General features: G+C 71.6%; 22 protein-coding genes. 5 read left to right on the top strand and 17 right to left on the bottom strand.

Features of this window, described 5'->3' with window-relative positions:
• Position 1: 1 nt before the first annotated feature.
• Positions 2-1,963 (bottom strand): aconitate hydratase, encoded by a 1,962-nt coding sequence (locus tag FB557_RS08910; RefSeq protein WP_144857270.1) that lies wholly within the window; start codon positions 1,961-1,963, stop codon positions 2-4.
• A 51-nt stretch (positions 1,964-2,014) separates the two neighbouring features.
• Here FB557_RS08910 and FB557_RS08905 point away from each other — a divergent pair, with 51 nt between their 5' ends.
• Positions 2,015-3,913, top strand: coding sequence for an amylosucrase (locus FB557_RS08905; protein WP_144857269.1), 1,899 nt, complete (start codon positions 2,015-2,017; stop codon positions 3,911-3,913).
• Here FB557_RS08905 and FB557_RS08900 read toward each other — a convergent pair.
• The 13 genes from FB557_RS08900 to FB557_RS08840 form a co-directional block, all read right to left on the bottom strand.
• Positions 3,889-4,668, bottom strand: a complete 780-nt coding sequence (locus FB557_RS08900) for a sulfite exporter TauE/SafE family protein (protein ID WP_144857268.1) — start codon at positions 4,666-4,668, stop codon at positions 3,889-3,891. The genes FB557_RS08905 and FB557_RS08900 overlap by 25 nt on opposite strands.
• An 8-nt stretch (positions 4,669-4,676) precedes the next feature.
• Positions 4,677-5,477, bottom strand: coding sequence for an HAD family hydrolase (locus FB557_RS08895; protein WP_144857267.1), 801 nt, complete (start codon positions 5,475-5,477; stop codon positions 4,677-4,679).
• A complete protein-coding gene (locus tag FB557_RS08890) occupies positions 5,474-7,255 on the bottom strand; it encodes a proline--tRNA ligase (protein WP_144857647.1) in 1,782 nt (593 codons plus the stop codon). Before FB557_RS08890 ends, FB557_RS08895 begins: the two co-directional genes overlap by 4 nt.
• A 224-nt stretch (positions 7,256-7,479) precedes the next feature.
• Complete coding sequence (locus tag FB557_RS08885; RefSeq protein ID WP_144857266.1) at positions 7,480-8,265, bottom strand: SIR2 family NAD-dependent protein deacylase; 786 nt, start codon at positions 8,263-8,265, stop codon at positions 7,480-7,482.
• Entirely contained in the window at positions 8,262-9,125 is an 864-nt protein-coding gene (locus FB557_RS08880; protein WP_144857265.1) for a GNAT family N-acetyltransferase, read from the bottom strand. The genes FB557_RS08885 and FB557_RS08880 overlap by 4 nt, the downstream gene beginning before the upstream one ends.
• A gap of 3 nt (positions 9,126-9,128) precedes the next feature.
• Positions 9,129-9,524 (bottom strand): DoxX family protein, encoded by a 396-nt coding sequence (locus FB557_RS08875; RefSeq protein WP_144857264.1) that lies wholly within the window; start codon positions 9,522-9,524, stop codon positions 9,129-9,131.
• Between the two features lie 30 nt (positions 9,525-9,554).
• Positions 9,555-10,400: a GNAT family N-acetyltransferase gene (locus FB557_RS08870; RefSeq protein WP_246074624.1), complete on the bottom strand. Its 846-nt coding sequence runs from the start codon at positions 10,398-10,400 to the stop codon at positions 9,555-9,557.
• A gap of 17 nt (positions 10,401-10,417) precedes the next feature.
• Positions 10,418-11,590, bottom strand: a complete 1,173-nt coding sequence (gene ispG / locus FB557_RS08865; protein WP_144857263.1) for a flavodoxin-dependent (E)-4-hydroxy-3-methylbut-2-enyl-diphosphate synthase — start codon at positions 11,588-11,590, stop codon at positions 10,418-10,420.
• A 47-nt stretch (positions 11,591-11,637) separates the two neighbouring features.
• Positions 11,638-12,981: a M50 family metallopeptidase gene (locus FB557_RS08860; RefSeq protein ID WP_246074622.1), complete on the bottom strand. Its 1,344-nt coding sequence runs from the start codon at positions 12,979-12,981 to the stop codon at positions 11,638-11,640.
• A 4-nt stretch (positions 12,982-12,985) separates the two neighbouring features.
• Complete coding sequence (dxr, locus tag FB557_RS08855; protein WP_144857262.1) at positions 12,986-14,173, bottom strand: 1-deoxy-D-xylulose-5-phosphate reductoisomerase; 1,188 nt, start codon at positions 14,171-14,173, stop codon at positions 12,986-12,988.
• Entirely contained in the window at positions 14,170-14,676 is a 507-nt protein-coding gene (locus tag FB557_RS08850) for an acyl-CoA thioesterase (RefSeq protein WP_211356529.1), read from the bottom strand. Before FB557_RS08850 ends, dxr begins: the two co-directional genes overlap by 4 nt.
• Positions 14,677-14,683: 7 nt before the next feature.
• Complete coding sequence (locus tag FB557_RS08845; protein ID WP_144857261.1) at positions 14,684-15,037, bottom strand: barstar family protein; 354 nt, start codon at positions 15,035-15,037, stop codon at positions 14,684-14,686.
• Entirely contained in the window at positions 15,034-15,507 is a 474-nt protein-coding gene (locus tag FB557_RS08840) for a guanyl-specific ribonuclease (protein ID WP_144857260.1), read from the bottom strand. The genes FB557_RS08845 and FB557_RS08840 overlap by 4 nt, the downstream gene beginning before the upstream one ends.
• A gap of 42 nt (positions 15,508-15,549) precedes the next feature.
• Here FB557_RS08840 and FB557_RS08835 point away from each other — a divergent pair, with 42 nt between their 5' ends.
• Positions 15,550-16,596 carry a Glu/Leu/Phe/Val dehydrogenase dimerization domain-containing protein gene (locus tag FB557_RS08835; RefSeq protein WP_144857259.1) on the top strand — a complete coding sequence of 349 codons (1,047 nt, stop codon included), beginning with the start codon at positions 15,550-15,552 and terminating at the stop codon, positions 16,594-16,596.
• On the top strand, positions 16,593-16,952 hold the full coding sequence (locus FB557_RS08830) for a nuclear transport factor 2 family protein (protein WP_144857258.1): 360 nt from the start codon (positions 16,593-16,595) through the stop codon (positions 16,950-16,952). Before FB557_RS08835 ends, FB557_RS08830 begins: the two co-directional genes overlap by 4 nt.
• Here the strand turns inward: FB557_RS08830 and FB557_RS08825 are convergent.
• The gene (locus FB557_RS08825) at positions 16,928-17,635 is read right to left on the bottom strand and encodes a winged helix-turn-helix transcriptional regulator (RefSeq protein WP_144857257.1); all 708 of its coding nucleotides are present in this window, start codon (positions 17,633-17,635) and stop codon (positions 16,928-16,930) included. The two genes, FB557_RS08830 and FB557_RS08825, sit on opposite strands and share 25 nt — an antisense overlap.
• Positions 17,636-17,736: 101 nt before the next feature.
• Here FB557_RS08825 and FB557_RS08820 point away from each other — a divergent pair, with 101 nt between their 5' ends.
• The gene (locus FB557_RS08820; protein ID WP_144857256.1) at positions 17,737-18,276 is read left to right on the top strand and encodes a TIGR03086 family metal-binding protein; all 540 of its coding nucleotides are present in this window, start codon (positions 17,737-17,739) and stop codon (positions 18,274-18,276) included.
• A gap of 54 nt (positions 18,277-18,330) precedes the next feature.
• On the opposite strand, the gene FB557_RS08815 is transcribed toward FB557_RS08820, so the two are convergent.
• Positions 18,331-19,794, bottom strand: coding sequence for an NAD-dependent succinate-semialdehyde dehydrogenase (locus FB557_RS08815; protein WP_144857255.1), 1,464 nt, complete (start codon positions 19,792-19,794; stop codon positions 18,331-18,333).
• A 40-nt stretch (positions 19,795-19,834) separates the two neighbouring features.
• On the opposite strand from FB557_RS08815, the gene FB557_RS08810 reads away from it, so the two are divergent.
• Positions 19,835-20,686 carry a DUF429 domain-containing protein gene (locus FB557_RS08810; RefSeq protein ID WP_144857254.1) on the top strand — a complete coding sequence of 284 codons (852 nt, stop codon included), beginning with the start codon at positions 19,835-19,837 and terminating at the stop codon, positions 20,684-20,686.
• Between the two features lie 19 nt (positions 20,687-20,705).
• Here FB557_RS08810 and FB557_RS08805 read toward each other — a convergent pair whose 3' ends face one another.
• Complete coding sequence (locus FB557_RS08805; RefSeq protein WP_170236251.1) at positions 20,706-24,020, bottom strand: DEAD/DEAH box helicase; 3,315 nt, start codon at positions 24,018-24,020, stop codon at positions 20,706-20,708.
• Between the last annotated feature and the right edge of the window lie 172 nt (positions 24,021-24,192).

The raw sequence follows: 24,192 nt of genomic DNA, 5'->3' as shown, positions 1-24,192 counted from the left end.
GTCAGTCCTCCTTCGCCCGTAACCAGGGGATGAGCCCGCCCGCTCGGACCATCTCCACCTGCCGGGTCGAGAGGCGGTGCCGCACCCGGTACTCCGTCCCCTGGGTGTCGTTCCGGACGGTCAGCTCGTGGCCGGCCGCCAGCGCCTCGCCCACGTCCTCGACGACGAGGACGTCACCGAGCTCGACGGCGTCGCGGTCGGCGGGATCGGTCAGCTCGAGGGCGAGGATCCCGAAGTTCGCGAGGTTCTGCCAGTGGATCCGCGCGAAGGAGACCGCCAGGACCAGGCGCATCCCGAGGTGGCGTGGCGCGATGGCGGCGTGCTCGCGCGAGGACCCCTGCCCGTAGTTCGCGCCGCCGACGATGGCGTGCCCGCCCTCGTCACGCCGGGCGGCGGCCCGCTGGGCGTACTCGGGATCGATGCCCGAGAAGGTGAACTCGGCGAGCTTGGGGATGTTGCTGCGGTACGGCAGCACCTTTGCCCCGGCGGGCAGGATGCCGTCGGTCGAGATGTTGTCACCGACGACCAGCTCGACGGCGAGCTCGAGACGGTCGGGCAGGGGGTCCAGCTCGGGCATCGTCGAGATGTTGTCGCCCTTGACCAGCTCGACCTGCTGCGCCTCCTCCTCGGGCAGCGGCGGCACGAGCATCTCGGTGTTGACGCTCGAGAGCGTCGGCAGGGACAGGACGGGGTGGCTCAGCCCGATCAGGTCGGGCAGGTCGCGCGGGTCGGTGATGACGCCGCGCAGGGCCGACGCGGCCGCGGTCTCCGGCGAGCAGAGGAAGACCTGGTCGTCGGCGGTCCCGGACCGTCCGGGGAAGTTGCGGGGCATGGTGCGCAGGCTGTTGCCGCCGCTCGAGGGGGCCTGGCCCATCCCGATGCAGCCCATGCAGCCGGACTGGTGCAGGCGCGCACCGGCGGCGACGAGGTCGAACGCACTGCCCATCTTCATCAGGTCCTGCAGGCCCTGCCGCGAGGTCGGGTTGACGTCGAACGAGACGTGGTCGGCCACCTGCCGTCCCTTGACGATCGCCGCCGCGACGGCGAAGTCGCGCAGACCGGGGTTGGCGGAGGAGCCGATGACGACCTGCTCGACGTCCTTGCCGGCGACCTCGCGGACGGGCACGACGTTGCCCGGAGAGCTCGGCAGGGCGATGAGCGGCTCGACGGCAGCGAGGTCGATCTCCTCGTGGACGTTGTACTCCGCGCCCTCGTCGGCCACCAGCTCGACGTAGTCGCTCTCGCGCCCCTCACCGGCGAGGAACTCGCGCACCCGCTCGTCGGAGGGGAAGACGGTCGTGGTCGCCCCCAGCTCGGCTCCCATGTTGGCGATGACGTGCCGGTCCATCGCCGTGAGGGTCTCCAGCCCGGGACCGTAGTACTCGATGATCCGGTTGGTGCCGCCGTTGACGCCGTGACGACGCAGCATCTCGAGGATGACGTCCTTGGCGCTCACCCAGTCGGACAGCTCGTTGGTCAGGCGCACGCCCCAGACCTCCGGCATCGAGATCATCAACGGCTCACCGGCGATCGCTCTGGCCACCTCGATGCCCCCGACGCCGATCGCGAGCATGCCGAGGGACCCGGCAGCAGGCGTGTGGCTGTCGGATCCGACCATGGTCTTGCCCGGGATGCCGAAGCGCTGCATGTGGGTGGGGTGCGACACGCCGTTGCCGGGCCCGGAGAACCACAGCCCGAACCGCTCGCACGCCGATCGGAGGAAGGCGTGGTCCTCGGCGTTGAGCTCGTCGGTCTGCAGCAGGTTGTGGTCGACGTACTGGACCGAGACCTCCGCCTGGGTCCGGTGCAGCCCGAGCGCCTCGAGCTCGAGCATGACCAGGGTGCCGGTGGCGTCCTGGGTCAGGGTCTGATCGATCCGCAGACCGATCTCCTCCCCTGGCGTCATCTCGCCCGAGACGAGGTGGTCGGCGAGGAGCTTCTGTGCGACGGTGCGAGCTGTCATGAGAGAGCCTCCTGCCTCTCACCGTAGTGATCCACCTGGGAGGATCGGGAGATGCCGACCACCCCCGTCCCGCCCGAGCGGCGCGAGATGCTCGCTGCACGCGTGCGTCGGTGGCAGCCCGACCTGCGAGCCGGACTGGTCACGCTCTACGGCGATGCCGCGGACTCCCTGACCGCCCGGCTCGTCACGCTGGCCGAGCGCGCCTACGCCGAGCGCAGCGACGAGCTGCACCGACTCGACCTGGAGCGGATGCTGCGACCGGACTGGTTGCAGGACCCGACGATGATCGGCTACGCCTGCTACGTCGACCGCTTCGCCGGCGATCTGCGAGGCGTCGCCGACCGGGTCGACCACCTGAGCAGCCTCGGGGTGCGGTACCTGCACCTCATGCCCTTCATGGCAACCCGCGACGGCGCCGACGACGGTGGCTATGCCATCTCCGACTACACCCGAGTCCGCGAGGACCTGGGCACCATGGACGACCTGGCGGCGCTCACCGCGACGTTTCGCGGGCAGGGCATCAGCCTGGTCGCCGACCTCGTGCTCAACCACGTCGCGAGGGAGCACGAGTGGGCGCGCCGGGCACGGTCCGGTGAGCAGCAGTACCGGCAGTACTTCCACGTCTTCCCCGACCGGACAATGCCGGACGCCTACGAGGAGACGTTGATCGAGGTCTTCCCTGACTTCGCTCCGGGGTCCTTCACCTGGGACGACGAGCTCGACGGCTGGGTGTGGACGACCTTCAACTCCTGGCAGTGGGACCTCAACTGGTCCAACCCCGAGGTGCTCCTCGAGCTGGCCGAGGTCGTCCTCGAGCTGGCCAACCATGGCGTCGAGGTCCTACGGCTCGACGCGATCGCCTTCATGTGGAAGCGCATGGGCACCACCTGCCAGGGTGAGCCCGAGGTGCACACCATCACCCAGGTGCTCCGGGCGCTGGCCCGTATCGTCTGCCCTGCCGTGGCCTTCAAGGCCGAGGCGATCGTCGCGCCGAGCCAGCTGCTCCCCTACCTCGGGCAGGGTGCGCACAGCGGGCGGGTGAGCGAGCTGGCCTACCACAACACGCTCATGGTCCAGGTCTGGTCGATGCTCGCAGCGCAGGACGTCCGCCTCGCCGCGCACACGCTCAGCTCGCTGCCGCCCAAGCCGGCCGCCGCGACCTGGATCACCTACCTGCGCTGCCACGACGACATCGGCTGGGCGATCGAGGACGACCTCGCCGGCGCGGTCGGCGTCACCGGCCCGGGGCACCGCCACTTCCTCGCGGACTGGTACACCGGCGCTTTCCCCGGATCGGCGGCGGAGGGGCTGACCTTCCAGGAGAACCTCGAGACCGGTGACCGGCGCACCTCGGGGACGGCGGCCTCGCTCATCGGGGTGGCCCGGGCCGAGCGCGAAGGGGGGAGCGCACCCGTCGCCGCGCTCCGGCTGGCGCACGCGGTGGTCCTCGGCTACGGCGGGATCCCGGTGATCTGGTCCGGTGACGAGATCGCCCAGCCCAACGACGAGCAGTGGGCGCAGGACCCCCGCCACGCCGCGGACAACCGCTGGGCGGGGCGGCCCGCACTCGATGATGCTCGGCTCGCCCGCGCGGCCGACCCGACCACCGTGCCGGGGCAGGTCATGGCGGACCTGAGTCACCTCGTCGCGACCCGAGCCGGCCTGCCGCACCTGCACGCCAGCGTCGAGACCCAGGTCCAGCCGGTTGACAACCCCGGCGTCCTCGTCCTCGCCAGAGAGCACCCCCTCGGCCGAATGGTCCAGGTCTACAACGTCACCGGGGGCTGGCGACCGTGGCCCGGCCACCGGGTGCGCGACCTCGGCGTGGCAGACGCGGTAGACGAGATCACCGGCGACCCGATCCCCTGGGGTGGGGACGACCAGGTGTGGCTGCCCCCCTTCGCCGCGCTGTGGCTGCTCGCCGCTCAGCCCCAGAGCCCGAGGAGCTGACCACCGATCCGGATGATGAAGGCGGCGACCACGACGACGAAGACGCCGCGGACGAAGCCGCTGCCGAATCGCACCGCGGTGCGCGCGCCGAGGTACCCGCCGACGAGGTTGGCGGCCCCGAGCACCAGACCCACTTGGTAGACCACGTGCCCGCCCGGGGCGAAGACGGCGAGCGCGCCGAGGTTGGTCGCCACGTTGGTGATCTTGGCCTTGGCGCTCGCCTCGAGGAAGGCGTAGCCCATGAGCCCGACGAGGGCGAAGACGAGGAATGACCCGGTGCCCGGCCCGAGCGCTCCGTCGTAGACGCCGATGGAGAAGCCGGTGAGCATCGCCACGCCGGTGTGCCGGCGGCCGTCGAACCGCAGCGCAGTGCTCGTGCCGAGCGACGGCTTGAGCAGCGTCCACGCGCCGACGGCGACGAGGAGGACGAGGATGATCGGGTTGAACGCCTCCTTGGGGATGTGCAGCGCGATGAGTGCGCCGAGCGCCGAGCCGACGAAGGCCACCGCGGCCATCGGCAGCGCGGTGCGCAGGTCGGGGCGCACCCGGCGGTAGTACGTGATCGAGCTCGTCGTCGTCCCGAAGATCGAGCCGAACTTGTTCGTCGCGAGAAGCTGCGCCGGGGTCGCGTTCGGCAGCCCGAGGAGCAGGGCCGGCAGCTGGATCAGTCCCCCGCCTCCGACGACCGCGTCGACCCAGCCGGCCGTGAGGCCGGCGAGCCCGACCCAGAGCAGGGTCTCGAGAGCGATGTCCACTCGGGCGCTCAGCCCAGCCAGCCGCGCACCACGGCCTCGATCTCGCGCAGCTCGTCGACGACGGCGTCGGGGGTGACGTCGAGGGCCACCTGCTGCTCACGAGGGATGTCGCTGTGCGGCACCCAGATCGCCCGCATCCCGACCTCCTGCGGGCCGAGCACGTCCTCGAAGAGGCGGTCGCCGACGTAGACGGCCCGGGTGGGGTGGACACCCAGCGCGGAGCACACCGCGCCGAACGCCTCCGCGTGCGGCTTGGTCACGGCGATCTCGCTGGAGTAGACATCGGCGTCGAGCAGGTCGAGCACCCCGTCGCGCTCGAAGACCCCCCGGTGGTACTCGCGGCTCCAGATGGTGTTCGAGAGCACCCCGACGCGCAGCCCCAGCGCCTTGAGCGCCTCCCACAGCGGGCGGACCTGCGGGTCGGTGAAGGTGTGCGGCTCCCAGAAGCGGCGGTACGCCGCCAGCGCTAGGTGGTGCCGGTCGTGCCGCGGGTCGACCCCGGCCTCGCGGAGGATGTCGTCGAGGTGTGCGCTGGAGCTCTCCCCCTTCGTGCGCTGCCAGGCATCGGCCTCGACGGCGGCGATCCGCTCGGCCAGCTCGTGCGCCCGGGCAAGGTCCTCCTCGGGGACGTCCGCGGAGTCGACCGGGATCCCGTGCACCTCGCGGGCGAAGACCCGCCACTGCTCACCGAGGTCGATCGTGTGCCAGGGGGTGAGCGTGCCGCCCCAGTCGAAGACGACCGCCTCGACCGGACCCGGCTCGGGTCGGTCCGCCGAGACGGTGCGGGCTCGGTCCTCCTCGCGGCTCATCCGCCCCGGACCTCGCGCGCGACCTCCTCGACTGCGGACTCCAGGGCCACCTCGCGGCTCGTGCCGCTGCGGCGGTCCTTGATCTCGACGACCCCGTCAGCCAGGCCCTTGCCGACGACGAGGATCGTCGGCACGCCGAGCAGCTCGGCGTCCTTGAACTTCACCCCGGGGCTGACCTTGCCGGCGCGGTCGTCGTAGAGGACCTCCACCCCCTTCGCCTCGAGGGAGGCGCAGAGCTCGGCCGCGGTGGTGAAGAGCTCCTCGCCCTTGCCGGCGGCGACGACGTGGACATCGAAGGGGGCGACCTCGCGCGGCCAGATCAGGCCCCGTTCGTCGAGGTTGTCCTCGGCGATGACGCCGACGGCGCGGGTGACCCCGACGCCGTAGGAGCCCATGTGCACCGTGACGAGCTTGCCGCCCGCATCCAGGACCTGCAGGCCGAGGGCCTCGGCGTACTTCGTGCCGAGCTGGAAGATGTGGCCCATCTCGATGCCGCGGGCCAGGGTGAGCCCGGTGCCGTTGGGGCCGAGGTCGCCCTCGCGGATCACCGCGGCCTGGATGGTGCCGTCGGCGGTGAAGTCGCGCCCGTGGACGAGGTCGATGACGTGCTTGCCGTGCTCGTCGGCACCGGTCACCCAGGCGCTGCCCTCCGCCACGCTGGGGTCGAGGAGGTAGCGGATGCCACTCGGCTTGTCCTCGCCGAGCACCCCGGGGCCGATGTACCCCTTCGCCAGGGCAGGGTAGGCCGCGAAGTCCTTCTCCTCGAAGGCGACGACCTCGGCCGGGGCGACCTTGACCTCGAGCCGCTTGGGGTCGACCTCGCGGTCGCCGGGCAGCCCGATCGCCAGCGGCTCGCGTCGGCCCTGCGGGTGCTCGGGATCACCCGCGTCGGCCGGGTGCTTGAGCATGACGAGCACGTTCTTCAGCGTGTCGGCCGCGGTCCAGTCGCGGCCGTCCTCGCGCGGGTGGTCGCGGTTGAGCGCGGCGACGAGGGTCTCGATGGTCGGGGTGTCGGGGGTGTCCTCGACGTGGGCCGGGCCTGCGGTGACCTCGACGGGCGGGGCCTGCGGGATGTCGACGGCCTCGACGTTGGCCGCGTAGCCCTGGTCGTCGCGCACGAAGGTGTCCTCGCCGCCGTCGTTGACCGCGAGGAACTCCTCGCTCGCCGAGCCTCCCATCGCCCCGGAGTCGGCCTGGACGATGACGTACTCGAAGCCGAGCCGGTCGAAGATCTTGATGTAGGCGTCGCGGTGGGCGTCGTAGGCCTTGCTCAGGCCGGCCTCGTCGACGTCGAAGGAGTAGCTGTCCTTCATGATGAACTCGCGACCGCGCAGCACCCCGGCGCGCGGCCGCGCCTCGTCGCGGTACTTCGTCTGGATCTGGTACAGGCTCAGCGGCAGGTCCTTGTACGAGGTGCAGACGTCCTTGACCGCGAGGGTGAACATCTCCTCGTGGGTGGGGCCGAGCAGCATGTCGGCGCCCTTGCGGTCCTGGAGGCGGAAGAGGTTGGGCCCGTACTCGGTCCACCGGTTGGTCGCCTCGTAGGGCTCCTTGGGCAGCAGCGCGGGGAAGCTCAGCTCCTGGCTGATCTGGTCCATCTCCTCGCGCACGATGCCCTCGATCTTGCGCAGCACTCGCATGCCCAGCGGCATCCAGGAGTAGATGCCCGGGGCGGCGCGGCGGATGTACCCGGCCCGCACGAGCAGCTTGTGCCCCGGCAGCTCGGCGTCCACCGGGTCCTCGCGGAGGGTGCGGAGGAAGAGGTTGGACATGCGCATGACCACGGCGGGGTGCTCCTTGGGTGTCAGGGGGCGAAGGGGGTGAGACGCCGCCCGCCACGATATCCGCCCCCGCCCGTTGCAGCTCCCCGGGGAACCTCAGACGAACGGCTCCTCCACCCCTTCGCAGCTCCCCGGGGAACCTCAGACGAACGGCTCCCCCACCCCTTCGCAGATCCCGGGGAACATCAGACGAACGGTCGACCGAGCCTCGTCGCGTCCGGTCAGCCAGACCGGACCCGCTCCACCAGGGTCGGAAGCACCCGGGCGGCGGTGTCTCGCACGTGGAGGTGGCACATGTCCGAGACGTCGGTCTCCTGCGGGTTGACCTCGACCACGGTCGCCCCTGCGGACAGCGCGACCGCAGGCAGGCCCGCTGCGGGGTAGACGATGCCGGAGGTGCCGACGACAAGGCACACGTCCCCCGGCCCGAGCGCCTCGAGCGCGGCGACAGCGTCGTCGAAGGCGGCCCGCGGCAGCTCTTCGCCGAACCAGACGACACCGGGGCGGATGTCCCCTTGGCACTCCGGACAGGTCGGCGGGTCGAGCCGCTCAACCGGCTCGGTCGGGACCTCGATCTCGCCGTCGTACGGTGCGCCGCAGTCCATGCAGCGGAAGTCGAGCAGCGACCCGTGCACGTGTGCGAGCACCGTCGACCCCGCCCGCTCGTGCAGGTCGTCGATGTTCTGGGTGACCACGGCGACCTCGCGCAGGTCCGCGAGCTCGGCGAGCGCACAGTGGCCCGGGTTGGGCTGGACGGACCGGACGAGACCGACCCGCCAGGCGTACCAGGCCCAGACGAAGGGGGGATCGGCTCGCCACGCCTCCGGCGTCGCGAGCTGGCTGGGGTCGAACTGCTCCCACAGCCCGCTCTGGGCGTCGCGGAAGGTCGGCACGCCGGACTCGGCACTCATCCCGGCACCGGTCAGCGCGACGACCCGGGACGCTCCGCGCAGGGCCTCGAGGACCTCCTCGCTGACCTCGACCGCTGGTCCCTCGGCCTGGCTCATCCGGCCACCTCCTCGTATCGAGCTCTCGTCCCGTAGGTGGTGAACCCGAGCCGCTCGTAGAGCACACGTGCAGGGTTCTGCGACCCGACGCACAACCAGGCCGAGGGCTGCCCCCTTCGCCTGATCGAGGCCAGGCTGCGCACGACGAGGTGGGCGCCCAGGCCACGGCCGCGCCACTCGGGCACGACCCCGACCTCCTCGATCCACCGACCGCTGACGGTGACGAAGCCGGCGACGTGACCCGCCTGGTCGACCGCGACCCGGGACTCCTCCGGCAAGAACCCCTCCTGCTCACGCATCTGCGCCCCCCAGGCCCGGTGGTGATCCTCCCGATAGCCCGGCTGGTCGGCGAAGGAGCGGTCGTACGCGTGCTCGAAGGCCGTCGAGGTGTCGTCGGTGAAGGGCAGGCTGACCACTCCGTGCGGCAGCCGGACGAAGGGGATGTGGCGCAGGTCGTGTCGCATCACCGTCTCGGCGAAGACCCGGTGCAGGCCAACGGCGGCGAAGAGCTCCTCGGTATCGGGTCCGACGGTCTCGGCGATGACTCGCAGCGGCCGGCCGGCAGCCTCGGTCCGCGCCCAGTCGACAAGAGCCCCGCCGATACCTTGGCGCCGCGCGCCCGGGTCGACCAGGCCGGCGACGCTGAGCTTCCCCGCCTCCCACCCGAGGGCGGCTGCGGCGACGACCTCGCCCGCGGCGTCGCGACCGACGATGCCGCGCTCGGTGAGCAGCAGCGAGCGGAGGCGCTCGGGGTCAGCCAGGTCGGGCAGTCCTCCGTCGGCCGCAAGGCAGGCGCCGGCCACCTGGGCTACTGCGGGCAGGTCGGCCTCGGTGAGCGGCGACCACTCGAGCTGGCTCACGGCTCACCGCCGACCGGCGGCCCTCAGCGCGGTGCGGATCATCGGCCACTGCAGGGGCAGCCGGGCGATCGTCCCGGCGAAGGCTGCGCGCGCCCCCGGTGTGGCCTTGCGTCGCGCCCGGGCGCCGTGGTCGAGGCTCATCTGGATGTTGGCGGGGAGGACCGCGACGAGCAGCGCGGCGCTGGCCAGGCCGGCCGCCGGGCGAGTCCGCGGGTGCAGCAGGCCGAGCCCGCAGCCGATCTCGGCCACGCCGGAGGCGTAGACCAGCTCGCGCTGGTACCCCTTCAACGGTCGCGGGACGATCGCCTCGAAGACCTCGGGGCGCACCATGTGCAGGGTTCCCGAGGTGAGGAAGAGACCGGCCAGGCCGAGGATGGGCTTGTCCAGCGGTGCGCTCATGGGCCCAATCTACGCAGCCGCCGGCAGCGGCTAGAAGAGGACCGTCGCGAAGGTGCCGATCTGCTCCATGCCCACCCGCCGGTACGTCGCGAGCGCGGCCGCGTTGAAGTCGTTGACGTAGAGGGTGACGAAGGGGGCGTGCTCGGCCATCGTCTGCTCGATCACCGACGCCATCATCGGCGCGGCGGCCCGCTGCCCGCGCAGCCGCGGGTGCAGCCAGACCCCCTGGATCTGGGCGCAGCCGAGGGCCACGGACCCGACGTCGGCCTTGAAGATCACCTCGCCGTGCTCGATGACGACGTAGGTGCGACGGCGGCGGAGCAGGGTCCGCAGGCTGTCGAGGTAGAAGGTCGGTGAGCCTTGGTAGGGCGGGTAGCCGATCTCCTCGGTGAACATGTCGGTCGCGGCGGGCAGTACGAGCTCGGCCTCGGCCTCGACCCCCGGACGGACCCGGTGGTCCAGGGGGACGCCGAGCGCCGACGGCGGGACGCGCGTGCCGAGCAGTGGCTGGGTGGCGCGCACCGCGCGCGGTGAGGGGTAGTCGGCCGAGGCCACTCCCCACAGGCCCATGACCTGGTCTTGCGGACCGAGGAAGGAGGCGCAGCGTCGGCGCACCTTGCGCACCCGGTCGGCCAGCGCGGCACGCGCCCGCTCGTCGGTCTCGACCGGCACGACGTTGGCGACGGTCCAGACCATCGAGCGCAGGCGGGCGTCCTCGAAGTAGCCGGTCACGGCGGTGCTGCCGAAACCCATCGCGCCGTCGAGGATCCGGCTCGCGACGTAGACGTTGGCCGCCGGGTCCTGGGCGCACAGCTCCAGGGCCGCGTCACGGTCCTCGACCGTGAGCATCCTGACCGGAGATCGGGTGCGCAGCACCCTGGCAGCCTAGGCCGCTAGCCGACGGTCACGGTGGGCTTAGCCACCCCTTCGCCGTCTCCCTCGCCGTCGACCGGCTCGCCCATCTCCTCGGCGATCCGCATCGCCTCCTCGATGAGGCTCTCGACGATCTGGGACTCGGGCACGGTCTTGATCACCTCGCCCTTGACGAAGATCTGCCCCTTGCCGTTGCCGGAGGCGACGCCGAGGTCGGCCTCGCGGGCCTCACCGGGGCCGTTGACGACGCACCCCATGACGGCGACGCGCAGGGGGACCTCCATCCCTTCGAGTCCGGCGGTCACCTCGTCGGCGAGCTTGTAGACGTCGACCTGAGCCCGGCCGCAGCTGGGGCAGGAGACGATCTCGAGCTTGCGGGGGCGCAGTCCCAGGGACTGGAGGATGTGGGTGCCGACCTTGACCTCTTCGACCGGCGGCGCCGAGAGCGAGACACGAATGGTGTCGCCGATGCCTCGGGAGAGGAGGGCGCCGAAGGCGGTGGCGGACTTGACCGTGCCCTGCAGCGCGGGTCCGGCCTCGGTGACCCCCAGGTGCAGCGGCCAGTCGCCGCGCTCGGCGAGCAGCTCGTAGGCGCGCACCATCGTCACCGGGTCGTTGTGCTTGACCGAGATCTTGAAGTCGCGGAAGCCGTGCTCCTCGAAGAGGCTGGCCTCCCACACGGCGGACTCGACCATGGCCTCGGGGGTGGCCTTGCCGTACTTCTCGAGCAGCCGCTTGTCCAGGGAGCCGGCGTTGACACCGATCCGGATCGAGACCCCGGCCGCCTCGGCCCGCCGCGAGATCTCGGCGATCTGGTCGTCGAACTTCCGGATGTTGCCGGGGTTGACCCGCACGGCGGCGCAGCCGGCGTCGATCGCGGCGTAGACGTACTTGGGCTGGAAGTGGATGTCGGCGATCACCGGGATCGGCGACTTCGCGGCGATCGCGGGCAGCGCGTCGGCGTCGTCCTGGCTCGGGCAGGCGACCCGGACGATGTCGCAGCCCGCGGCGGTCAGCTCGGCGATCTGCTGCAGGGTGGAGTTGATGTCAGTCGTCGGGGTGGTCGTCATCGACTGCACCGAGATCGGCGACTCGCTGCCGACGCCGACCGCGCCGACCTTGATCTGTCGCGTCTGCCGTCGCGGCGAGAGGACGGGGTCCGGGGCCTTCGGCATGCCGAGCGAGACAGTCATGCCCACCATTATCCATCCCAGCCTGACCAGCTGCTGAGCCGCGCTAGTCAGAGCAGGCGGATCGGCTTGACCACGTCGGCGTAGATGAGCAGGCCGGTCATGACGATGAAGGCCATCGCCACGGTGTAGGCGAGGGGCAGGGCCTTCGCGACGTCGACCGGTGCCGGCTCGGGCAGGCCCCGCACGCGCGCCCAGGTCTTCTTCAGGCCCTCCCAGGCGGCGCCCGCGACGTGCCCGCCATCCAGCGGCAGCAGGGGCAGCATGTTGAAGGCGAAGAGCATGAGGTTGAGCGAGGCGAGGAGGCTGACGATCATCATGAGCTTCTCGGTCGGGGTGCCGAACTCCTCCGAGCTCGCCACCTCGCCGGCGACCCGGCCGACCCCGACGACCGACATCGGCCCCTCCGGGTCGCGCTCCTGCCCCCCGAAGGCGGCCTGGTACACCCCGACCATCTTCTGCGGGATCTCCAGCACCACCCCGAAGGTCCGGGCCAGCATGTCGCCGAAGAGCCCGGGGACCGCCGTGACCGGCTGGGTGACCCGCTCGGCGGTCGGCGAGGCGCCGAGGAAGCCGACCTCTTCGGTGACGTACTCGCCGGTCGCGGTGCGCTCGTAGCCGCCGACGTCGTCGAGCACGGGCTGCTGGAGGCGGATCGGGGTCGCCGTGAGGGTCTCCGACCGCCCGGCACGCTCGACGACCATGGTCATCTCACGCCCGGCGCTGTCGCGGATCGCCGCCCGGATCTCTTCCCACGAGCTCATCGGCGTGCCGTTGATCGCGGTGATGGTGTCCCCAGGCCGTAGGCCGGCCTCGTTGGCCGGTGCGGCCGGCATGTCAGGGGTGCACTCCTGCGCGGCGGTCTGCCCGACCCGGGTCGTGTCGACGCACTCGCTGACTCCGGAGATCGTCGACGTGGCCTGCATCGTGCCGTAGAGGGTGAAGATCCCGGTGAAGAGGACGAAGGCGATGAGCAGGTTCATCAGCGGCCCGCCCATCATCACCGTGATCTTCTTCGGCACGGACAGCCGGTAGAAGAGGCGGTGCTCGTCCCCCGGCCGCAGCTCCTCGAAGGACTGGGCGCGGGCCTCGTCGGCGAGCTGGCTGAAGCGACCCGTGCTCGACGTCCGCACCTGGCCGGGCTCGTCACCCGCCTTGGGCGGGAACATCCCGATCATCCGGATGTATCCGCCGAGCGGGATCGCCTTGACGCCGTACTCGGTCTCGCCCCGCCGCCGCGACCACACCGTGGGGCCGAAGCCGACCATGTACTGCGGCACGCGCACTCCGAAGCGCTTCGCGGGCACGAGATGACCGATCTCGTGCAGGGCGATGGACAGCGCGATGCCCACGAAGACGATGATCACCCCTGCGACGTACAGCATGGCGCCCATCGTCTCACCCCGAGACGATCTTCGCCGCCGTCTCTCGCGCCCACGCGTCGGCGGCCATGACCCCGTCGACCGAGTGCGCGTCGAAGCGGGCGTCGTCATGCCGCTCGACCACGGCAGCCACGGTGTCGACGATGCCGACGAAGGAGAGCGCGCCGTCGTGGAAGGCGTCGACCGCGACCTCGTTGGCCGCGTTGTAGACCGCCGGGTGGGTCCCGCCGGCCGCACCGACCTGGCGCGCCAGCCGGACCGCGGGGAATGCCTCGTCGTCGATCGGCGCGAAGTCCCAACTCTGCACCTGGGTCCAGTCGCACGGCTCGTCGACGTCCTCGAGCCGCTCCGGCCAGGACAGCCCGAGGGCGATCGGCACGAGCATCCGCGGCGGGCCCATCTGCGCGATCGTCGAGCCGTCGTGGAACTCGACCATCGAGTGGATCTGCTGCTGCGGGTGCACCACGGTGTCGATCCGCTCGAAGGGGATGTCGAAGAGCAGGTGCGCCTCGATCACCTCGAGCCCTTTGTTGACCAGGGTGGCGGAGTTCGTCGTGATGACCCGGCCCATGGCGAAGTTGGGGTGAGCCAGGGCCTCGCTCGGCGTCACCTCGGCCAGCTGGTCACGGGAACGACCACGGAAGGGGCCGCCGCTGGCGGTGACGACGAGTCGGCGCACCTCCCCGGACCGCCCGCCGCGCAGGCACTGGGCGATGGCGGAGTGCTCGGAGTCGACCGGCACGATCTGGTCCGGGCCGGCTAGGTCGTGCACGAGCGGGCCGCCGATGATGAGCGACTCCTTGTTCGCCAGCGCGAGGGTGGCGCCCGCGCGCAGCGCGGCCAGTGTGGGGCGCAGCCCGATCGCCCCGGTGATCCCGTTGAGGACGACGTCGACGTCGCGCCCGGCGACCTCGGTCGCCGCCTCCGGCCCGACGATCACCTCGGGCTCGTACCCGGTCGCCCCGGTCGCCCCCGTCGCCTCGAGCGCCGACCGGACCGCCGCGCGCAGCTCGTCAGCCGACCCGCTGGCCGCTGCGACGACACCGGGGCGGAACCGCGCGGCCTGCTCCGCGAGCAGCGCGATGTTGCCGCCGCCGGCAAGCGCGCTGACCTCGAACCGGTCGGGGTGGGCGGCGATCACCTCGAGCCCCTGCGTGCCGATGGAGCCGGTCGACCCGAGCAGGGTGACGCGGCGGCGGCTCACGGCTCGCCCCCTTCGCCGCTCTCGTCGCGCGAGGCCCGGATCGCCTCCCGGCGGGCGAGACGGTGGCGCCGGCGGATCTGCGCCTCGCGGAAGCGCCGCTGGTCCTCCTCGCTCTCCAGCTCCAGCTCGGGGACCGGGCGCGGCGAGCCGTCCTCGTCGACCGCGACGAAGACGAGGTAGGCGGTCGCGACGTGCGTGCGCTCGCTCACCTCGTCCCACCGGTCGACCTCGGCCCGGACCCCGACCTCGACCGAGCTGTGCCCGGCCCAGTTGACCCGCGCGTCGACGTGGAGGATGTCGCCCACGCGCACCGGGACGAGGAAGGTCATCTCGTCCATCGCCGCGGTGACCGCCGGCCCCTTCGCGAAGCGGTTGGCGACCGACCCGGCAGCGTCGTCGACCGCCTTCATGATGTTGCCGCCGTGGATGGTCCCGAGGAGGTTGGCCTCCGTCGCGTTCATCACCTGGCTCAGGGTCACCTGGGTCTGGCTCGGAGTCGTCACCGAGCCATCATGACGCACCGGCTCGCGCGTGCCCCGCCGGCACCGAGACCGCGACGGTGAGGCCTTCGCTCTCCAGCTCGACGTCCCCGAGGACGCCCATGAGACCACGATCCTGCTCGCCGCCAGGGGTCGGCCGCCACAGCAGCGTCCACGCTCCGACATGCCGCGAGGCGACGTCGAGCAGGCAGTCGTAGAGGGCGTCGAGGTTGTGCCCGAAGTGCTCCGGCAGGTCGAAGGTCTCGACGAAAGCGTCGTAGGTGCTGTCCCGGTCGAATCCGCCGTCGACGACGTGCAGGTGGACCCGGCCGTACATCGCCTCGAGCAGCAGCTGGTCCACCCCGTCGGGCTCGAGCCGGATCATCGCTCCTCCTGGACCGCCGCGAAGCTGGAGTAGTGGTCGTCGGTGTAGTAGACCTCGCCGGCCTCCCCCACGACGAGGCGTCTCGCGCCCCGGTCATCCTCGCCCGGGGTCGGCACCGTGTACTCGGCGTAGTAGCCGCGAGGCTGGTGGGGCAGCAGACGCTCGCGGTTGAAGAACGTCGCGCCGTCCCGGTCGTACGGGAAGGGGCCGCCGGTACGGATCAGGGCGAGGGTCTCCCGCCCCTCGGGCGGGAGCTCGGACTCGGTGATCGTCCTGCGGCCGGTGGCGGCTCCCCCTTCGCCCGAGGTGGTCGAGGACGACGAAGGGGGGACCCCGCCCCCTTCGCTCGGCCGGCCGGCGTCACTGGTGCCACTGGTGCCACTGGTGCCGCTCCAGACGATCCAGGCCGCGAGGACGATCAGGGCCAGCCCGGCGATCAGCTGCAGCCGGGTCCTCCAGGTGCGACTCATGGGGTCAGTCTGACCCGTGATGGCCAGTGACACACTGCATGGATGAGCTCGACGACACCGGACGCCCTCGACCTCTTCGCCGGCGAGCAGGTCATCACCTGCCGCGACGACGCGACCGGACTGCGGGCCGTCATCGCTATCGACGACACCACGCTCGGGCCCGGCTTCGGCGGGGTGCGGTGGCGCCCCTACCCGAGCCAGGCCGCGGCTGTCGCCGAGGCGCAGCGGCTGGCTGCCGCGATGACGCTCAAGCACGCGCTGGCGGACCTGCCGTACGGCGGGGCGAAGTCGGTGGTCATCGCCGACGGGCCGCTGCCCCTGGACGGCTCGCCCGAGCGGGTCCGGCTGATGGAGGCCTACAGCAGGTTCATCGCTCGCACCGGGGGAACGTACATCCCCGGGGTCGACATGGGCACGACGATGAGCGACATGCAGACGATCCGTGACGCCGGCGCCCGGGCGTTCTGCGACGAGGTCGATCCCGGGCCGTACACCGCGGCCGGTGCGTATGCCGCGATGCGCGCCGGGGTGCGCCACCGGCTCGGCAGCGGCATGGACGGGGTCCGGGTGCTCGTCCAGGGTGCCGGGCACGTCGGGGCGGCGCTCGCTGCGCTGGCCGCCGCCGATGGTGCACAAGTGACGGTCTCCGACATCGACCCCCCGCGCGCGGCGGCTGTCGCCGAGTCGGTCGGGGGGACGACCGTCGCCCCTGATGAGGTCATCGCCGCCGACTGCGACGTCCTCGCGCCGTGCGCGGTCGCCCGGGTGATCACCAGCGACAACGTCGCCGACCTCAAGGCCTCGGTCGTCGCCGGCGCCGCGAACGACACCCTCGACACCCCCGAGGTCGCCCAGCAGCTGGCGGCCGCCGGCGTGACCTTCGTCCCGGACTTCATGGCCAACGCAGGCGGCGTCATCCAGGTGCACGCCGGTCAGGTCGGGTGGAGCGAGGAGGAGCTGCGAGACCGGCTCGAGCGCATCGGCGACCGGGTCGAGCAGGTGCTCGTCGGCGCAGACGAGCGGGACGTGACGCCGGTCCGGGCGGCGCTGGACCTGGCCGCCGCGCACATCGAGAGCCACCGGCGATGAGCGCGGACCTGACGGCCACGACCCTGCGCTACTACGCCATGGTCGACGCCGGAGACGTCGACGGCGTCATCGACTGGTTCGCCCCGGAGGCGACGTACTGGCGGCCCGGGTACCCGCCGATGGTCGGGCGCGAGGCGCTGCGGGAGTTCTACGGCGGCGAGCGGGTCATCGAGTACGGCGCCCATACCGTCGAGGACCTACTCGTCGACGGCGACCGGGTCGCGGTGCGGGGGCGCTTCGAGGGCGAGCTCAAGGACGGCTCGACGGCACGGCTCGGCTTCGCCGACTTCCTGCGCTACGACGGCGATGGCCGGGTGGTCGAGCGGCGGTCCTACTTCGATACGCCCGCGGTCTGAGGCTCCGTCGAGCCCCCACGACGGCCGGCTCCCGCTGGGCCTTCGGACGCACCCCAGATTCGACCGAGGAGAGAGCTGTCTCCGGTGACTTCTAGCCCGCGGTCGCGCGCCTCAGCCAGGGTGTGCCGGCCGTTGATCAGGGCGACAAGGGTGTCCGGCGGACCGGTCATCTGAGCATCAGGGGTGACGCTCGCGTCCGCGATCGACACGCTGAGGTCGCCGGCACAGACGAGAACGTCGAGGCCGTCCTCTGCCGTGCCCACCCGCAGGCACTTCCGTGGTCCGTTCGGATCGTGGTCGCGCAGGTAGGCCATGACCGGCATGTGCAGCCAGTGGTGGCGGAAGTGCTCACCCTCGTCGTACCGACGGGCCAGCGGGGCGCCGAACGAGGCCAGCGACGTCAGGACCGAGCGCAGCTCTCGACCGCGGTCGGTGAGCGAGTAGAGCACCGTCGAGGCAGGAGCGGGTGGCGGCGCTGACACGCGCACGAGCACCTCACCTCTCTCGAGGTCCTGCAGCCGGGTCGTCAGCAGATTGGTCGCGATGCCCGGCAGCCCGCCACGCAGATCGGTGAATCGGCTCGGGCCCCGGTACCAGAGCTCTCGAACGATGAGGAGGGACCATCGGTCACCGACGACATCGAGCGCCTTGGCGATGGCGCAGTACTGCCCGTAGGAGCGCATGCCAGCAAGCATAGGTCGCAACCACTTGTCATTCGCGTCTCCGTACTTTATTTTTTCAAGTTCACGCAGTTCGTGTGTCCTCTTCCATCAAGGAGCCACCGATGAGCACCCCCAGCCCCCTCCCCTCGCTGAAGCACGCGACGCACGTCACCGCCCAGATCGTCTCGGTGATCACCCCTGCGCAGCAGCGCCGGTCGACGCCGTGCGCGCCGTGGGACGTCGAAGCACTTTCGCAGCACCTTTGCGACTCGTTCGAGAGGTACACCGCCGCATTCGGCGCCCCGACCTCCGGGGCCGAGTCCTTCGAGACCCTGGCCGGCCGATTGCTGGACACCTTGGACGCCGAGGGCGCACTCGCTGGCACGGTCGACGTACCTGTCGGCACGGTCCCGTCGGTCGTTGCCGTCCAGCTCGCCGCGGTGGAGGCGGCGGTCCACGGCTGGGACCTTGCTCAGGCGATCGGCCAGCCGGGCCCGTTCGTGGACGAGCTCATCGCCCCGTTGGTGCCATTCTCACGACAGGCGCTCGCGATGGTCCCGGCCGAGCGCTCCCCCTTCGCGCCCCCTCAGTCGGCGCCGCAGGACGCACCCGCGATCGACCAGCTCGCAGCGCTGCTGGGCCGGAGGGTCACGAAGCGGTAGCTCGCCCCGGACTGCGAGGTGCGCGGGCCGGCGACTGAGCACCGCCTTCTTGGGTCAGAGGGCGAGGCCGATGTACTTCGTCTCGAGGTACTCCTCGATCCCCTCGAAGCCGCCCTCGCGGCCGTAGCCGGAGTGCTTGACCCCGCCGAAGGGGGCGGCCGGGTTGGAGACGACGCCCTGGTTGACGCCGACCATGCCGTACTCGAGGGCCTCCGCGACGCGGATCGTGCGGGCGTTGTCGCGGGTGTAGACGTAGCCGACGAGCCCGAACTCGGTGTCGTTGGCCAAGGTGACCGCCTCGTCCTCGGTGGCGAAGGTCGTGATCGGCGCGACCGGGCCGAAGATCTCCTCGCGCATGAGGCGCGCGTTCTTCGGCACGTCGACGAGGACGGTCGGCGGGTAGAAGTGGCCCTTGCCGGACGGCACCTCACCGCCGAGGAGGCAGCGGGCGCCCTTGCCGACCGCGTCCTCGACGAGCTCAGACACCCCGTCGCGCGCCTTCTCGGTGATGAGCGGGCCGACGTCGACCCCCTTCGCCGTGCCCTTGCCGACGGTCAGCGCCTTCATCCTCTTGGCGAACTTCTCGGCGAACTCCTCCGCCACGCTCTCGTGGACGATGAAGCGGTTCGCCGCCGTGCACGCCTCGCCGATGTTGCGCATCTTGGCCAGCATCGCGCCCTCGACCGCGGCGTCGATGTCGGCGTCGTCGAAGACGAGGAAGGGCGCGTTGCCGCCGAGCTCCATCGAGAGGCGGAGCAGCTGCTCCGAGGACTGCTCGACGAGCTTCTTGCCCACGCCGGTCGAGCCGGTGAAGGTCAGCTTGCGCAGCCGCGGGTCGCGGATGATCGGCTCGGAGACATCACTGGAGTGGCTCGTCGTCACGACGTTGAGCACGCCCGCAGGCAGTCCGACCTCCTCGAAGACCTTGGCCAGCGCCAGCATCGTCAGCGGGGTCTCGCTCGCCGGCTTGACCACGATCGTGCACCCCGCAGCGAGCGCCGGGCCGATCTTGCGGGTGCCCATCGCGAGCGGGAAGTTCCACGGCGTGATCGCGAAGACCGGACCGACCGGCTGCTTCGTCGTCATCACCCGGGTACCGCCGGCAGGAGCGACGGCGTAGCGGCCGTGGATCCGAACGGCTTCCTCGGCGAACCAACGGAAGAACTCGTTGCCGTACGCGACCTCGCCGCGGGACTCGGCAAGCGGCTTGCCCATCTCGAGGGTCATGAGCATCGCGAACGTCTCGGTGAGCTCGGCCACCCGCTCGTACGCCGCGCGCAAGATCTCGCTGCGCTCCCGCGGGGGCGTCGCGGCCCAGTCAGCCTGCGCGGCGACCGCGGCGTCGAGCGCGGCAGCCCCGTCGGCGGTCGTGCCGTCCGCGACCTCGGTCAGGGTGCGACCGGTGGCGGGGTCATGCACCTCGAACGCCTGGCCGCTGGCGCCGTCGCGCCACTCCCCACCGATGTAGAACTGGGTCGGGGCGTACTCGAGGGCGGACTTCTGCGTGACTGCTGGCATGTCCCGATGCTATGCCCGAGCGCATTGTCATGATGGGCCGGTGGCATCCGAATTCTGGCGGGACCGGCTGGTCGAGATCCTCGGTCGCCGCGACACCGAGAGCGCGGTGCGCGACGAGCTGGAGCAGGTACGGGCCTACGAGGCGATGCTCCAGGGGTTCCTGCCCGGCGTGCAGACCGCCGGGCCTGACCAGATCGAGCTGAGCCACCCCGTCCTCGGTGTCGACGGCTGCCGCGCCGGGTGGGTCGGTGCGCTCCTCAGCCCGGCCGCGCCGAGGCCGAGGGTGCTCGTCGCCGCTCAGCTCGACTCCCTCGTGGAGATGGCGCGGGAGGCACTCACCCCTGCCGTGGTCGGCATCGACATACCGATCGGTCTGCCGGACAGCACCACCCGGCTCGCCGACCAGCAGGCGCGCACCGCCCTGCCGGGCCGAAGCAGCTGCGTCTTCGCCGCACCGTCCCGGGCGGCGATCGGGAGGGAGACCTACGACGAGGCCAATGCGGCCCATCGCTCGGCCACCGGGCACGGGTTGTCCCGCCAGGCCTGGGCGCTCGCGCCGAAGATCCGGGAGGCCGAGAGCCTCGTGCACGCCCACCCCGGTCTGCGGGTGGTCGAGGTCCACCCCGAGGTCGCGTTCGCGCAGATGACGGGCGCACCGATCCGCGCGCGTAAGAAGGAGGACGAAGGGGTGTCCGCTCGCCTCGACGCCCTGGCATCGGTCGGCCTGGCCGCACCGTCGGTCCTGTCCGGGTCGGGCTACGGTCCGGACGACGTCCTCGACGCCTGCGCTGCCGCGTGGACGGCGCTGCGGGTCGCGCAGGGGTCGGCGCACTCGCTCCCCGATCCGCCGGAGGTCTTCTCCGACGGTCTGCCCGCCGCGATCTGGGTGTGACGGCGCGGGGCTTGCGCGCTCAGGCGCTGCCGGGATCGAGCAGGGAGGCGAGGTCCTCGGCGGTGACCCCGGCGGTCAGCGGGTCGTCGTCGACAACCCGGGCGACGAGGTCACGCTTGCGGTCCTGCAGGGCGACCACCTTGTCCTCGATGGTGTCGGCGGCGACCATCCGGTAGACCATGACCGGCTTGTCCTGACCGATGCGGTGCGCGCGGTCGATGGCCTGGGTCTCGGCGGCGGGGTTCCACCACGGGTCGAGCACGAAGACGTAGTCGGCCTCGGTGAGCGTCAGGCCGGTCCCGCCGGCCTTGAGGCTGATGAGGAAGACCGGGTCGTCACCGGTCCGGAAGTCCTCGACCACCCGCTGGCGAGCGGTGGTCGACCCGTCGAGGTAGGAGTACCCGATCTGCTCACGCTCCAGCCGGGCTCGGACGAGCCCGAGGAAGCTGGTGAACTGGCTGAAGACCAGTGCCCGGTGCCCCTCCCCCGCGAGCTCGCGGAGGTGGTCGACGAGCACGTCGATCTTGGCCGAGTCCCTCCCGGGCTGGCCACCTGCTGCTCCGGCCCCCTCGGTGTCGGAGATCAGCCGCGGGTCCAGCGCGAGCTGGCGGAGCCGGGTAAGCGAGGCGAGGATCGCCACCCGGTTGGCCTCGGGATCGCGCAGCAGTCCGAGCATGCGCTGGCGCTCGCGCTGCAGCTGCCGGTCGTAGGTCCGTCGGTGCGCGGGGTCGAGCACCACCTCGAGCAGCTGGACGGTCTTCGGCGGCAGGTCGATCGCCACCTCGTCCTTGGTGCGGCGCAGCATCAGGGGCCGCACCCGGCGGTGCAGCACGGCGAGACGCTCACCGTCGCCGCGCTCGATCGGGCGGCGCCACTGGGTGGAGAAGCGGTCGGGGCGTGGGTAGAGACCTGGGGCGACGAGGGAGAGCAGGGCCCACAGGTCCATCAGCGAGTTCTCCACCGGCGTGCCGGTCACCGCGAGGGTGACCTCCCGCGGCAGCGCCCGCACCGCTCGGTAGGTCTTGGACTGGTGGTTCTTCACCGTGTGCGCCTCGTCGAGGACGAGCGCCCGCCAGCGGTGCTCTGCGAAGGCCTCGGCGTCGATCCGGGCGACGGCGTAGGTCGTGACGACGACGTCCGCCCGGTCGAGGACGTCGGCGATCGGCTCGGCAGACTTCGCCGTGGTGCGTGGTCGGGCGACAACCCGCAGGCGGGGCGCGAAGCGGGCCGCCTCGGCCACCCAGGTGCCGACGACCGAGGTGGGCGCCACGACGAGCACCGGACCGTCGAGGTCGCCGCGCTCCTGCGCCCGGGAGAGGGTGGCGAGGACCTGGATGGTCTTGCCCAAACCCATGTCGTCGGCCAGGATCCCGCCGAGCCCGGCGTCCCAGAGGGCACTCAGCCACTGGTAGCCGTCGAGCTGGTAGGGGCGAAGGGTGGCGCTCAGCTGGTCGGGCAGCGGCGGCGCCGGGTCGATCTGCACGCTGCGCAGGCGCTCGACCTGCCGCGCCCACCCCTTAGCCTGCCGCTCGACGACGCCGAGCTCGACCAGCTCGTCGAAGTACCCCACGTGGTAACGGCTGACCCGCAGCGCGCCGCTCTCGGGGTCCCTGAGGTCCTGCGCCTCCTCGAGCAGGTCGCGCAGCTGCGCCAGCTCGGGCCGGTCGAGGCGGAACCATGTGCCGCTCGGCAGGAGCATCACCCCTTCGCCACGACTCAACGCGTCGAGGAGGTTGACCAGCGGCACCTGCTCGCCGTCGATGCTCACCTCGACGCTCAGGTCGAACCAGTCGGTCCCCTCCGTCTCGTCGATGCTCACGTGCACGACCGCGTCGTCCTCGGCCTCGCGGTAGAGCGGGAGGGTCCCGAGCCGCTCGACGCGCACACCTGGGTCGTCCTCGAGGAGTGGGAGGACGATCTCGCCGACGGTGACCGCGTCCGCCCCGTCGAAGGTGGACCGGGTGGGCAGGCGCACCGACTGACCCGACTGGTGGCCCGGCAGCTCGGTCAACGCCTCGACCTCGGCCAGCCGCTCGCGCTGCTCGGGGCGCAGCACGACCGGGACCGGGACGACGGCGGCCACCTGCTCGTCCCCACCCCGACGCGCCGGCGGGCTCACCTGCTCGAAGCCCCACTCGACCTCGAGCCGGGTGTGCTCGGGAGAGTGCACCCGGGCGACGAGGCGGGTCCAGGGCAGGGCGCTGAGATCGACCGCGCCGTCGGGGCTCTCCAGCCGGGTGTGCCGGCGCAGCACCGGCAGGTAGGTGGCGAGGAGGTCGGCGACGTCGTCGGCCTCGACCCGGATCGGACCGACCCCGACGAGCGCCAGCAGGTCAGCAGGCGTCTGACCCAGCGGGCGGACCAGCCGAGACCCGTCGGCGTGCAGCACGGCCATGCTGACCGGGTCGCCGGCGAGCGTCACGACAGCTCCCGCCTCGTCGCGTCCGTCGACCCGCACCTCAAGCTCAACACCCCCTTCGTCAGCGCCGGTCAGGGAGGCGACGAGCGCGACCGGGTCCGGGTCGACTCGCACGCTCTCCTGCCCCGGTACCTCGACGAAGCTCACCCCGGCGTCCATCGCTCGGCGGACCCAGTCCCACCCCTTCGCTCCGAGGTCACCGAGGTCGACCGCGTCGGCCGATCCGTAGGAGCGGTAGTGGTACCGGCCGCGGCCGTCCAGGGCGAGCAGCTCCTCGGCGAGCGCCGCGTGCTCCTCTCGCACCATCGGCTGGCGGGCACGCCCGGCGTAGGCGTTGTAGCCCTTGCCCTCGATGACGGCACTCCAGCTGAGGTTGCGCACGGCCCGACCGGTCTTGCCGATCCGGCTGCCACGCAGCCGCACCATCGTGACCGGCGCACGGCCCCAGCCATACCGGACCTCGTCGATCTCGACGAGGACGACGAGGTCGGGAGCCGGCGCCGCCCGCTGCCTCTCGGCCCGCTCCTCGGCGCGGTCGTCCTGCGCCGCGACAGAGTCCAGCAGCTCGCGCCACGGCGGCAGGGCGGGCTGCTCGGGAGCGTTTTCAGAGCGCAGGCGCAGCAGGACGGCAGCGATGTGCTTGCAGTGGCGGGCGACCGGGCAGCTGCACCGGGTGGAGAGCTCGAGGTCGGTGACGTCGCCGGAGACGGTGACGAGGACCTGGTAGGGGCGGGGGCGCGTGCCCTGGACCTCGGCAAGGACGACCGAGCCGCCGTCACCGACGGTGATACCGCCGACCGCGACCTCGGCGTAGACCCGGGCCCGCTCCAGCGTCCCCTCGTCGAAGAGGTGGGCCAGGACGACATCGCTCAGGCCGGCCGCCCACCCCACCGCATCGCGCTTGCTCTCCTGCACCTGGTCGACCGTAGCCGGGTCCGGTGACACCGCTGCGCGGTCATCCACAGGCCCGACCAACCGGCGGCTGTCAAGGCGCCCGCCGATCCCTGGCAGCACGCAGATCATCCGTCGAACGAGCCTGCTTGCAGGACGATCTACGGCGCTGGCACCCTAGGCGACGTACGTCTTC

The organism is Marihabitans asiaticum (assembly GCF_007828725.1).
GTDB lineage: Bacteria > Actinomycetota > Actinomycetes > Actinomycetales > Dermatophilaceae > Marihabitans > Marihabitans asiaticum.
Note: the sequence above shows the minus strand (reverse complement) of the source record. Positions and strands in the feature narration are given on the sequence as shown.